Source organism: Halobacillus litoralis, from assembly GCF_009856355.1.
In the GTDB taxonomy this organism is placed as follows: Bacteria; Bacillota; Bacilli; order Bacillales; family Halobacillaceae; genus Halobacillus; species Halobacillus litoralis_B.
On sequence record NZ_WMEW01000001.1, the window covers coordinates 258,320 to 271,247 of the forward strand.

The 12,928-nt window shown below is 31.6% G+C and carries 11 protein-coding genes; all 11 read right to left on the bottom strand.

Going from position 1 to position 12,928, the window contains the following annotated elements; translation table 11 throughout:
- Positions 1 to 77: 77 nt before the first annotated feature.
- The 11 genes from galE to GLV97_RS01230 all read right to left on the bottom strand — a co-directional run bounded on the left by galE (position 78) and on the right by GLV97_RS01230 (position 12,927).
- Positions 78 to 1,079, bottom strand: a complete 1,002-nt coding sequence (gene galE, locus GLV97_RS01180; protein ID WP_160888781.1) for a UDP-glucose 4-epimerase GalE — start codon at positions 1,077 to 1,079, stop codon at positions 78 to 80.
- 15 nt (positions 1,080 to 1,094) lie between these two features.
- On the bottom strand, positions 1,095 to 2,123 hold the full coding sequence (locus GLV97_RS01185) for a GDP-mannose 4,6-dehydratase (protein ID WP_160888782.1): 1,029 nt from the start codon (positions 2,121 to 2,123) through the stop codon (positions 1,095 to 1,097).
- Positions 2,098 to 3,471 (bottom strand): UDP-glucose dehydrogenase family protein, encoded by a 1,374-nt coding sequence (locus tag GLV97_RS01190; protein WP_160888783.1) that lies wholly within the window; start codon positions 3,469 to 3,471, stop codon positions 2,098 to 2,100. Before GLV97_RS01190 ends, GLV97_RS01185 begins: the two co-directional genes overlap by 26 nt.
- An 80-nt stretch (positions 3,472 to 3,551) precedes the next feature.
- Complete coding sequence (locus GLV97_RS01195) at positions 3,552 to 4,640, bottom strand: glycosyltransferase (protein WP_160888784.1); 1,089 nt, start codon at positions 4,638 to 4,640, stop codon at positions 3,552 to 3,554.
- 52 nt (positions 4,641 to 4,692) lie between these two features.
- Positions 4,693 to 5,979, bottom strand: a complete 1,287-nt coding sequence (locus GLV97_RS01200) for a lipopolysaccharide biosynthesis protein (protein WP_160888785.1) — start codon at positions 5,977 to 5,979, stop codon at positions 4,693 to 4,695.
- Positions 5,980 to 6,002: 23 nt separating this feature from the next.
- Positions 6,003 to 7,175, bottom strand: a complete 1,173-nt coding sequence (locus GLV97_RS01205) for a glycosyltransferase (protein WP_160888786.1) — start codon at positions 7,173 to 7,175, stop codon at positions 6,003 to 6,005.
- Between the two features lie 22 nt (positions 7,176 to 7,197).
- Positions 7,198 to 8,448 (bottom strand): O-antigen ligase family protein, encoded by a 1,251-nt coding sequence (locus tag GLV97_RS01210; RefSeq protein ID WP_160888787.1) that lies wholly within the window; start codon positions 8,446 to 8,448, stop codon positions 7,198 to 7,200.
- A gap of 30 nt (positions 8,449 to 8,478) precedes the next feature.
- Positions 8,479 to 9,663: a glycosyltransferase gene (locus GLV97_RS01215; protein ID WP_160888788.1), complete on the bottom strand. Its 1,185-nt coding sequence runs from the start codon at positions 9,661 to 9,663 to the stop codon at positions 8,479 to 8,481.
- 23 nt (positions 9,664 to 9,686) lie between these two features.
- A complete protein-coding gene (locus GLV97_RS01220) occupies positions 9,687 to 10,763 on the bottom strand; it encodes a glycosyltransferase (RefSeq protein WP_160888789.1) in 1,077 nt (358 codons plus the stop codon).
- 62 nt (positions 10,764 to 10,825) lie between these two features.
- Positions 10,826 to 12,046 (bottom strand): nucleotide sugar dehydrogenase, encoded by a 1,221-nt coding sequence (locus tag GLV97_RS01225; RefSeq protein ID WP_160888790.1) that lies wholly within the window; start codon positions 12,044 to 12,046, stop codon positions 10,826 to 10,828.
- Complete coding sequence (locus GLV97_RS01230) at positions 12,046 to 12,927, bottom strand: SDR family oxidoreductase (RefSeq protein WP_160888791.1); 882 nt, start codon at positions 12,925 to 12,927, stop codon at positions 12,046 to 12,048. Before GLV97_RS01230 ends, GLV97_RS01225 begins: the two co-directional genes overlap by 1 nt.
- Between the last annotated feature and the right edge of the window lies 1 nt (position 12,928).

Genomic DNA, 12,928 nt, shown 5'->3' on the forward strand with positions numbered 1-12,928 from the left:
AATCAATGATTTTTTATAGTGATATTACATTGAAAACACCGATAAATGGTAGATCATACAAGCTACTTTGATTCTGCTTAAACGAACTCTAAATAATTCTTCTCAAAGCGCCAAGCATCCCTACACATTGCTGTAATATCTCGCTTAGCTGTCCACTCGAGTTCATCTTCAGCTTTTGAAACATCAGCATAACATGATGCAATATCCCCAGGCCGAGGATCTACCACTTCATAAGGAATATCAATCCCGTTTGCTTTCTCGAATGCTTGTAGTAATTCTAATACACTTGTCCCATGACCAGTGCCTAGATTATAAACATGTGTTCCCTCTAATGCATTATTTAATGCTGCTACATGACCTTCTGCCAAATCTTGCACATGAATAAAGTCTCTTACACCAGTTCCATCATTTGTAGGATATGTATTCCCATATACTTTAAGTTTTTCGCGTTTGCCCTTCGCCACCTGAGTAACGTATGGCATTAAGTTATTTGGACTACCTTTAGGCGCCTCACCAATAAATCCACTTTCATGTGCGCCTACTGGATTAAAGTAACGAAGAAGAACAACTGAAAATTTGGGATTTGATTTAGCTACATCGCTAAGTATCCTTTCACTCATTGCTTTTGTCTCACCATATGGATTAGTGGTTGGTAGAAGACCCATATGTTCTATAAAGGGTACAGAATTATCACCATATACTGTTGCAGAAGAACTAAAAATAAATCGGTTCACGCTATGTTTTTGGCAAAGGTTTGCTAAAGCCATAGTGCTAACAAGGTTATTATGATAATAATCGATAGGTTTTTCTACTGATTCAGCTACTGCCTTCAAACCAGCAAAATGTATGACTCCACCTATTTTATGATTTCTAAATATTTTATCAAGAGAAAGTTTATCAGTTACATCTATTTGATAAAATGTAATATCTTTATTACATATATCTCTAACCTTGTCTAGAGTTTCTATTTTACTATTACTTAGATTGTCCGCAACGATAACAGAATAACCTGCTTCAAGCAAAGCTACACATGTGTGGGAACCTATATAACCAGCGCCCCCCGTAACAAGGATATTCATAATTTCCTCCCTCACTTATTTATTGTAATAACTCACATACCAATCAGCAAACTTCTGCAAGCCATCCTGAATAGTCGTTTCCGGTTTAAACCCTACTGCTTTTTCCAACTGTTCAGTAGAAGCATATGTAGCAGGTACATCGCCTGGTTTAATTGGCTCATACTCTTTCTTAAATTCAATATCTTTGCCTAAAGCATTACTTAATGCATTCTCTAATGATTCAATGAAAGTCATTAGTTTCTCAGGACTGTTGTTACCGATATTGAAGACTTTATGTGGAGGACCTTGCTCTCCATTTGGCTCATTGCTCAACAGTCGCTCGATACCCATTACAATATCATCGATATAAGTAAAGTCACGATAAAGATCATTCTCAAAGTCACCATTGTTGTAAATCTTAATAGATTCTCCTGAGAAGTATTTATCTGTGAACCCAAAATAAGCCATATCCGGACGTCCCATTGGTCCATAAACTGTAAAGAACCGTAAGCCCGTTGCAGGAATGTTGTAAAGATGACTATACGTATGAGCCATTAGCTCATTAGACTTTTTTGTCGATGCGTATAAAGATACAGGTTGATCAACATGGTCTGCTTCTTCAAAGGGGACCTTTTTATTTGCACCATACACAGAACTAGAAGATGCATAGACTAAATGATCCACAGGATTATTGCGACAAGCCTCTAAAATATTATAAAAACCAATCACATTGCTTTCCATATACGCATCGGGATTTTCAATGGAGTACCTGACACCAGCTTGTGCAGCCAAATTAACAACAATATCAGGTTGAAATTCTTTAAAGACTGAATGAATAGCTTCTTTATCAGACAAATCTTCTCGTAGGAAAGTAAAGCTCTTATACGGTTCAAGCAAGCTTAGGCGTGTCTCTTTAAGCCCTGCATCATAATAATTATTTATATTATCAAGACCAATGACTCTACAACCTTCATCAAGTAGTTTCTTAGAGAGATAATAACCAATGAATCCGGCAGCACCGGTAACTAAATATGTTTTGTTAGAATCTAGTGGACTGTAGCTCATTTTTTTCTCCTCTCATCACTTCAACTCTCCCTGGTTCTCTTCCGATAGAGTGGTACTCTACCTTAGCCTTTTTCATTTCTTGTATATCATAAATGTTCCGTCCATCATAGACTAATGGAGTACGCATTAAACCACGGTACATTTCAGGAGTAACTGCTTTAATTTCTCCCCATTCTGTAAATACAAAACAAACATTTGCATCATCCAAAGCTTCTTCCACATTACTCACATAAGTTATGGACCCTCGACGATTTGGACCTTCCGGATAAAATTTAGCAAAATTTTCTGCACCAACGGGGTCGTACGCATAGACATCTGCTCCTTGATCCAATAATAAAGGTACATTGTCTAGCGAAGGAGATTCCCGTAGATCATCAGTTCCTGGTTTGAATGTTAAGCCTAAAACAGCTACTTTTAAACCATTAAATGTAATTAAACGTTTACTTGCTTTTTTGTACAATGAAATCTTTTGAATTTTATTAACATCGATGGCTGCTTTGACTGTCTTAAGTTCATAACCATTCTGCTTAGCTAAATAATCAAGTGCTTGTGTATCTTTAGGGAAGCACGATCCTCCAAAACCAATGCCAGCATTTAAAAATTTCGAACCAATCCGTTCATCATAACTCATACCTTCAGCCACATCTTTGATATCAGCACCAACTAATTCACAAAGATTGGCAATATCATTCATATAAGAAATTTTTAACGCTAAAAAGTCGTTTGATGCATACTTAATCATCTCTGCGGATCTACGATTTACAGATACTATAGGAAGGTTGAAAGGCTTGTAGATTTCTTTCAGCAATTCCTCTGCCCATTCAGTCTCCGTACCAATAATGATTCTTTCTGCGTAAAGCGTGTCATGAACAGCAGAACCTTGAGCTAAAAATTCAGGATTAGAGGCTACTTCCACATTTACCTCATTAATTAAGAAATCTTGAATGAATTGTTCAACTTTATCATTTGTTCCAACAGGGACAGTAGACTTAACCACTACTAAACAATCTGATTCTACAGATTCAGCTACTTGTCTAGCAACGGTAGCTATGTAGGAAAGATCTGCAGAACCATCTTCTTTCTCAGGAGTTCCTACACCTAAAAAGACAGCGTCTGCATCTTTATATGCATCTTGATAATTAGTAGTGTATTCGATTCGACCAGCAGTATAGTTCTTTTGCATAAGTTCTTCCAATCCTTCTTCGAAAATTGGAGAAACACCTGATTTCATAACTTTAACTTTATCTTCATCAATGTCCACACATGTTACTTGGTGTCCCATCTCAGCAAAACATACTCCTGCAACTAAACCGACATATCCTGTTCCCGCCACTGCTATCTTATACATTTTATATCCTCCCAATTTATTGAAAAATTCTTCTCCCTAAAAAGCACTGAGGGTTATAAATCAATATAACATCAAATTTTTTATTTTTTTTTATGAAAAATAATATTGTTTAACTCGTATATAAACCTTTGTCCCCACTCAGCAGGGTCATACCTTGAATTAACTAAACACTTTGCATTTTGGGCAATCATATTACGGTTGCTTGTATCTGCAAGTTTTCTAAGTGCTTTTAGCCACGAATTTTTATTGAATGCACAATATCCGTTTTGAGGATCCCCCAATAAATCCATATGACTTGGAGTCATATCTGCAATCGTGGGGATACCTGCTTGCATAAATACTAATAGCCTACCAAAGTTACTTTTATTTTTCATTCTAATAATTATGTCATCTTGAGATAATTCCATATTCAACATTATCCTGAATAACTTTGATGTGAAGTTCCCATTCTTATATAATCCATTTGGGATAATGCCGATATCTTGCTTTAACAATACTTGTGGGAATTCAATCCAATCATATTTCAAATAATTAATTTCTAAATTCTTAGGCTTTCCTATAAGCCATCGGGGTTTTTTCTTATTAGATACTACCGTAAGTAGTAATTTTTTGTTAACCTCATTTAATTCTTTTTGAAATTGTTCTAATGCACTTTTTAAACCAGAGGATTTAAAACTTGATAAATGAAGACTATTCCCATGATAGCATACATTTATTGTATTATTTTCTTCATGTTCTTTCGGTTTCAAGGCATGAATAGGTAACTCAATTAACGGTACATAAATTACTCTTGAATAGTTGGAAAGTGAAGCTTCTTCTTCCCTTGAACCAACTATTACGAAGTCTACAGACAAATTAGAATTCACTGGTGGATTAATTGCTCCAGTTACTTCTATATTATGTAATTTACTTTTATACAATGCTATTTCTTTACCTGTGATCCCTTTATCAAATATTATTACATTTGCATCATTAGTAGCTCTGTCAGAATCAAGTGCACATATTGTTGATTGTATCCCTAGGTTATTGATTGTTTCAGATAAGTACTTTACCCAAATTCTGTATGAACCTCTGTTCATATTTATTTCCTTACAAACAAAAGCAATCTTAAGTTCATTATGTAGCTTTAAATCGGTACTACTATACTTATATTCATGGTTATAAGCCAAATAAAAAACTCCCCTATATATTTTAGAAATAATAGTGTTATATGATTAGATATTATTGTATATATGAAGCATGTAATTTCAGAATAGAAATAGCAGATTTATACTCTATTATATTGGTAATTATTATAGCTAGACTATAAAGACCAATAGCCCATTTAGGGCCCAATGATAAAAAGTGTGAAAGACTAAAGGCTATTACAATAAGAAAAATCCTCAGTATATTCCATACAAGAGCCACCCCTTGTTTTTCATAAACATCGAATATCCCACTAATAGGCTTCAATATTAGTCCTGAAAAAGCAGCAAAAGTTAACAAACTAGCGTATACACCAGCCTCTCTCCAATCACTACCAAAAATCATGCTAAATAATTGGGGTCCTAACACGGACAACACAAGCGCTGGAATTATACCCAATATAGTGAGATTAAAAAACAATTTACGAGATAATTTCTGTATTCTTTCGGGGTTTTCAAACCTTAATGAAGCACTTTCAGCGTAAAAGACATTTCTAATAGAATTTCCAATCAGGTTCATAGGTACTTGTATAACACTATTGGCAAAAGCGAAAAGTCCAACTACTTGACTACCATACAAATAGGTTAAAATAAAAACTGGTGCAGCTATGGTAAGGTTTCCTAAAAACCTTCTAGGTGTTGTAAGAATAGCGAAGTATTTATATCTATAAAACATATCCTTAATTTCTGTTAAGTTTATAAGTTTAAAAAGTTTTCTGTTTTTCTTAAGTATAGGGGTTAATAGTGTAGATGAACCTGCGCTTTGTCCTAAAATTCTGCCTATAATTAACCCTATAGCTCCTATACCAAAAAAACCAAATCCCATACTAGTTAGATTTTGTACTATAGACTGACTAAATTTTGTTTTTGTAATTGAAATAAAATTCTTCTCTCTAAAGGCATATTGCAAGAATATATTATACACACCTATTAAAAATGTACTAATTGGTATTAATATAAGATATTTATTTATTTCATTTAAATTGAATATACCTACCATGATTTCTCCAAAAGTTAAAACTAATATTAGTGAAAGACTTGTGAAAATTAAGAGAATCACTATACTTAATACAAATACATTTATCGCTTTTCGATTAGTTTCAGCTATGGGTACCCCCATTTCGTAGTTTAGTGATCCCAGTAAGCATAATACTATTACAATTGACATGAAAACATTCATTACACCATAATCTGCAGGCGAAAATAATCTACTCAAAATAGGCATGATAGTAATATTTAAAATTTGAGCAAAAGCAGTTCCTCCAGAAATAAGTAATGTATTCTTTAGAAATTTATTATTCAGCAACTCCTTAATAGTTTTCAAGATTAATCACCTATTCCATTACTTTATTCCAAACGCCTATTAAACTCTTTGAACAAAATATTATTTAGTGTATAGTAATAATTTTCAAAGGAATAATTTTCAACTATATTACAGTATGAATTGTTACCGTGAGTTGGTATTAATTTTTTATTATTTAAGTACTCATTAATCTTACAAGCCAAATCAAAAGAATTGCCACTTAAAAAAACATTGCCGTTTATATTTTCTTTTATGTAAGAGGCTGTTCCATTTTCATCAGTGCTTATAGTTACCATTGCATTAGCCATAGCTTCTAATACAGATATTGAAGCTGTTTCAACTTTACTAGGAAGTATGAATATATCATGCGTCAAATACAAATCGTTCATATCATTAAACTTCATATTCTTTTTCAATTTAATAATACTGTCTAAATTATGATTAACAATATACTCTTTCAAGGAATTATAATATTTTTTTTCTTCATTATTTGACACTTGACCAACAATCGTTACAGATAAGTTACTTTTTTGTTTAATTTTATTTATAGCATCAACAAGTACAAAGTGATTTTTATAATCCCTATACTTACCAACATCTAGTATATTTATTTTCCCATTTTTAAAATATTCTCTTTCCACAGCACTATGGTTTGCTTCAACTACGAAGGGGAGAAAATAATCTTTTTCATCAATAAAATAATCTTTTTCATTCTCAGCAAACCTATTTACATTCCTAGATTTGACTGTTGTAATTCTAACTCTAGGAAACAAATACTTTCTAATCAATTTTTTTAAATTCGATTGGGATGAAGCTACATGTGAATACAAGGGAGACTGATTATAGATTAAAGTGCATTCTATCCCTAGCACTTTACAAATTATGTATGCAAGCATTGAAGTAAGACTTCTTTCTCTTAAAATAACTATGTCTGGATTATATCTTCTAATATCATTGTACAGAGTTAGGAAACTAGGTATAAAATTTTCAAACTTCTTTTTTTCAGATGCATTCTCGTCGTATCTATATTCATAATATTTTCCTAATGCCTTAGTGATAAGGGACTTTTTCATAAATAAGGGTTCTAAACAACTATGATCCTCACTTACTCCTGCGTATTGAACAAAATATTTAACTTGATGTCCTTTTTCTAATAAGTTTTTAACGATTGCAAACTGATTTGTATGGAATCTGGGAGCAACGAATAAAAATCGCACAACACATCACCCTTAATTTACATTATTTTTTACTACAAATTTTAAACTTACTTATAGTAAATATCATAGTTATAATAGTCCAAATCACTATATCTATACTAAAAAGCCCCATGTTATGAGTCATACCATTTAAAGAGAAACCAAATACTATAATAGTTAAACAATAGGATAATCTCTTTAATTCAGGATTAATAAGGCCTGATCTAACGTTTCTTTTATGACTCTTCCAAACGAACACCATTATAAACAAGGCTATCAATAAACCGATATATCCATAATATACAAGGAGGTTTATTAAAAAATTATGAGGTGTATTAGAAAGTATTATTGATATTACACTATCCTGGGTATTAGATGGTATATGGGTAATATTTGGCGTGTATACACCTGTTCCAAAAGGATTCTCTAACGAATAGTTAAATGCTGTAATAAGCATCGGTATTCTAGAACTAGCAGAGGCAGTATCGGAATTAAATCGATTATTTATATCTAAATAGTTAATTAGTATAAATAAAGAAATTCCTATACCTATAAAAAATATTAAGATATTAAATAAATGTACTGTTCGAATTTTAGTTTTATTCCCCTTTATTAAAATTAAAAATATACACACTAACATGACTAAAAGTGAACTTCTTGTTTGGTTAAATACAAGCGCCAATAACATTGTTAATAGAAAGATTATATCAACAAACTTAAAAACACTATTATTGTTAAATGTCAATGTTCTATAAATTAATAACGTTATACCAATAATTAATTCATAAGAAAAGGATATAACTGTTGGAGACATCCCCGATACCCTACTACTATTAAAACTGGTTTCTTTATTAACTAAAATCATATTATGAATACTTCTAACTACACCTATATCAAAATATTGACCTATAGCTATTAAAGCTGATATAAAAGTACATATAATTATAGTATTGATCATTATTTTAATTTTCTTAAAAGAGTCTATTGAAACATACAATGATACTATAAATATTAATATCATTACCAAACCCATTACATAAGGAATATCAAACAGTAAGTTGTTAGCAGTGAAAACTAATATTATATAGGTAAGAAAGATAAATAAACTTACTAAAAGTGATTTAATTCGACCATTTAATCCAAGCTTACGGTGCATTGAAAGAAATATAAAAATACAGTAACCAGATAAAAAGACGGTATAAAACCAAAAGGAGACTCCCCCAAAGCCAACCCCATTAAAAAGTATTTTAAGAATAATCGAAATAACGCAAAGTACAAATATTAGATTTTTCAATTTCTCCCACCTACTCAACAAAGGGAATATTCACAATATTTCATCCCATTTCTTCATTATCTTTTCATAAGAAAAGTCCCTTGACCTAATTAACGACTTATTTGCATAGTATTCTTGAATAGAGTCGTCATTTAATATGCTTATAATACCACTTGCCAAAGTTATTTCACTTGGTGTTAATGAAGCATTAGCACCAAGAAATTCCCCCTCACATACTGGTGTTAATGTTCCGTAGGTTGAATAATAAGTATTATGTATTTCTTCATCCAAATCTGAAGAAGGTGACAAAATTTCTTTAGGGCCAGATTTACAATCTGATGCCAATACTGGAACACCACTACCCATCGCTTCGCACAATGTATTTGGAAAGCCTTCATATAATGACGGAAAGGCAAATAGTGTTGAATTTGCTACAAATTTAAAAGGATTTGTTTGATAACCTAAGAAAAAGACATCTCTTTCTAGTTTTAATTTTGATACTAAACTTTTAAGGTAGGTTTCTAATTCACCTTGCCCTATTATCACAAGTTTTGCGCCTGGTACATATCGCTTTACTTCGTTGAAAACCCTAATTAAATGCCATTGCCCTTTTTGCTCAGCTAATCTACCGACTGTAATAACGGTTGGGTTTTTAAATATATCACGCCATACTTCATCAATTGGTTCCAAACTAAGGGTGTGTATTTTGTCTAAATCATATGGGTTGTTAATCACGTCAATTTTTTGTTCTTTTATACCAAAATTTTCTATAAGATCATTTTTAATAACTCTCGAAACGGCTACTATCGAATCTGCTTTATTATAAAGTAATTTAATGAGAAAATTGTTTACTTTCCCGTAAAATCCTTTTGAACTCTTAGACAAATAATTTCTCACTGACACAATTATTTTATCATTATTTCTGGAGAGTATATTAGTAATATTAGTCCTCGTTAATAAACTAATACTTACTTCTATACCATACTCTTTTTTTATTTTTTTTAATCTGTGGATTCTTGTGAAAAAATTCTTCATTTTAGTAAGAGGATTAGAACTTATTTTAGTATTAATATTAACCATCTTACCTTTATAGGGGTAATCCTCTTCCCCCTTGTTGTATACTATAACAAATTTATTGTATTTTTCCTCAGGCAAATATAACGATAAATTCGAAGCAACTCGTTCTGCACCGCCTCCTGCTAACTGAGGAATAATTATTGCTACATTTTTTTTCATATTTAAAACCTCACAATATTAAATTATTTACTCATGAGAATTTTTCTGTAAAGGGAAGTGTATTTTTCTTTTGTATTCAAACTATTTGGGGTAGATTTGAGTTTCATTACTTCTTGTTCATAGTTTTCAATTGTCCAAACCACCTTCTTATAAAAGTCAAATGTGTCTCTGGACTTAAAAGTAATTGTTCCATCTGGTCTTTTTACTACGTCGCTTGCAATAGTAGGAGTCAAAGAATGTAAAGATTCTCTAACAGATAAAGCATCACCGTCAGTATTAGTAGGCCGCACAAAAATATCTACTTTATTTAAAAGTGGAACAAGTTCGATGTTTTTATTCACAAATAATATTCGGTTACTTATACCGTATTGTGTAACAAGAGTTTTTAAGTTAACGTAATACTCTCGATTATCTATTTGAGGTAACATTATAATGCAACCAACGTCGTATGGTTTTTTTTGAATCAAGGTATTTACTAATTCTATACACATGTCTATACCATAAAGATCTTCTTTCTCATGAAAAGCTAATCTCGACGCATTTGCACATATTATAATATTATGAGAACTTATAAAATCATCTAATTGCAACTCTGATTTATACTTCTTTATAGCACGAGTTGTTTCATTTTGATAATAGGGTATAAAAGCTGGTTGAACAATAACTCTTCTTGTATTCTTCATGTAATATTTAATTAAATAATTCTTAATTTCTTCACTAACTGCTATAATTTGCTCTGAGTTTCTTAGAACGTACCTTAATAATTCTTTTTTTACATAACTTTTATTGAGATTTGCTATTCTAAAACTGTGAAATGTTTGAATATACTTCACATTAAATATTCTGCATAAAAATATAATTAAATAATTTGTTTTCAAATTTGATGTATGATTGTGAACAATATATCTAGAAGAATTAAACATTGAAAAAAACATCAGTGAAAATAATTTCAAAAATTGTATAAACCTATTAGATGATGTATCTATAGTGTAAATGTTGAATTCCTCTGTAATACTAGATTTTAACCTTGAGATATGTACAGATACCCCTCCTATAGGAGGGGGTAAAGGACCTATCATAATAATAGAATCTTTTTTCATTATGGTTTCTTTCTCTCCATTCATTTAAGTAGTTACAATACTGCTTCAAAGTATAGTGAATTTTATAGACTATATTTATTGTTTAGTGAAATCACATTTTTTGTATCAAGTATTACTTTACCCTCTATATATTTAATATTTTCCATAATATGATCATGACCAACCATAACTACAACTACCTCTAGTCCAGATAAAAACTCTTTAAAATCATAATACTGATTATTTGCCACTTTTCTCTTTACTAACGGATCAAAAACCTTTGCTCCAAATGCTAAATGATCTTCCATTAAATTTAACATTTGTAGTGTAGGGCTCTCTCTTGTGTCATCAACGTTTTCTTTATAAGATAACCCATAAAGTCCAACTTTTGAAATATCTTTAACATTGTGTTCCCTCATAACATCTCTGATTCTACCTAAGACATGACTTGGCATAGAGTCATTGGTTTTACGTGCAGTTAGGATGAGGTTTGTTAAATCCGGATAATCTCCAACTAAAAACCATGGATCCACTGAAATACAATGACCTCCAACTCCTGGTCCTGGCTGCATTATATTTACTCGCGGATGCATATTTGCTATCCTTATAATCTCATATACATCCATATTATCTACTCTACAAATTTTAGCTAATTCGTTAGCAAATGCAATATTAATATCCCTGTATGTGTTCTCTACAACTTTTGACATTTCTGCTGATCTAATATCTGTAACCTCAATATCTGCTTTACAGAAATTTGCATATAATGATTTAACTTTTTTACCAATCTTTAAATTGTCTGCTCCTATTGTTCTAGAGTTATACTCAAGTTCATAAATCATATTTCCAGGGATAATTCTTTCTGGCGCATGCAAAACATGCACATCTTCACCAATCGCAAAATCTCGATTTTCAATTTCTGGACGAATATACTTATCGATAGTACCTGGTGAAACTGTGGACTCTATTATTATAATTGCACCTTTTTCACAAACATTAAGAACACTATTTAAAGCTGAAATAACATAACTGGGATCAAGTTTTTTGTTCTTTTCCATATATGGTGTTGGTACTGCAAGAATATATGTATGGGCCCGCTGATATTTAGTAGAAAATTCAATATCATTAGAAAGCGCATTTCTAAATAGCTCATTTAGTCCCTCTTCTTCGAAAGTGAGCCTACCTTCTTGTAATGTATTCACTAAATTTGCATTTAAATCTGTTCCTACTACTTTCATTCCGCTTTTAGCGAACATAAGAGCTGTAGGTAATCCTATATATCCAAGTCCAATTATATTTATCATCAAAGTAACCCTTCTTCCTTAAGCTTAGCATCTAATATTTCACGTTTTATTCCCTCGTTAAATCTCACTGGCTTATATCCTAAATGTTGCTGTGCTTTTCCATAAGAAAAGTCCTTATTTTCATTTAATCGTAATACCTGTTCAGCCTTCAATTTGGGTTGTTTTGATATGCGCTCATAAATCCTAACTAAACTATAGCTTAATTTCATAGGGATATGGATTTTATATACTTTTTTCTCTAAATTATTTCCAGTTATATCGATTACTTCATTATAAGTTAAAGGATCGGCCCCTGATATATTATAAGATTCCTTAATACTTATTTTATTCTCAAAGGCACTAACAATTACACTAGCTAAATCCTTCACATAAACAGGTTGTTGTAAATACTCCCCTGTTCCTAATATCGGAAGGACAGGTATTTTTTTTAAATACTTTATTAACCTCCACATATTTCGATCATTAGGTGTACCATAAATCATAGTTGGACGGATTATCGTGTAATCTAAATTACTTCCTTTAATATACTTTTCGGCACTAAGACGAACATCTTTACTATCAGGGTTTAATTTTGTATAAATACCGGTAGTACTAATAAAGATCGAACGTTTTACACCCGCTTCTTCACAGGCATTTACTATATTTGGAGCATGGCCAAATCCAAGTGATGCAATATTTATTAATGCTCCCTTTCCTTTAAGAGCTTCTACAATTGAATCATAATCATTTAATTCGCCATACACATATTTAACATTTAAATGTTTTATTTTATCAAGTTTACTAGACTTTCTAACAAAACAAGTAACTTCATGACCTCTTCTTAATAACTCTTCTAGGACAAAATCCCCCAAAAAGCCAGTTGCTCCTGTTAATAAAATCATA

Excerpts from the sequence above, each read along its gene's own strand:
- galE (WP_160888781.1), bottom strand. The coding sequence starts at position 1,079 with ATGAATATCCTTGTTACGGGGGGCGCTGGTTATATAGGTTCCCACACA.
- GLV97_RS01185 (WP_160888782.1), bottom strand. The coding sequence starts at position 2,123 with ATGAGCTACAGTCCACTAGATTCTAACAAAACATATTTAGTTACCGGT.
- GLV97_RS01190 (WP_160888783.1), bottom strand. The coding sequence starts at position 3,471 with ATGTATAAGATAGCAGTGGCGGGAACAGGATATGTCGGTTTAGTTGCA.
- GLV97_RS01215 (WP_160888788.1), bottom strand. The coding sequence starts at position 9,663 with ATGAAAAAAAATGTAGCAATAATTATTCCTCAGTTAGCAGGAGGCGGT.
- GLV97_RS01220 (WP_160888789.1), bottom strand. The coding sequence starts at position 10,763 with ATGAAAAAAGATTCTATTATTATGATAGGTCCTTTACCCCCTCCTATA.
- GLV97_RS01225 (WP_160888790.1), bottom strand. The coding sequence starts at position 12,046 with ATGATAAATATAATTGGACTTGGATATATAGGATTACCTACAGCTCTT.
- GLV97_RS01230 (WP_160888791.1), bottom strand. The coding sequence starts at position 12,927 with ATGATTTTATTAACAGGAGCAACTGGCTTTTTGGGGGATTTTGTCCTA.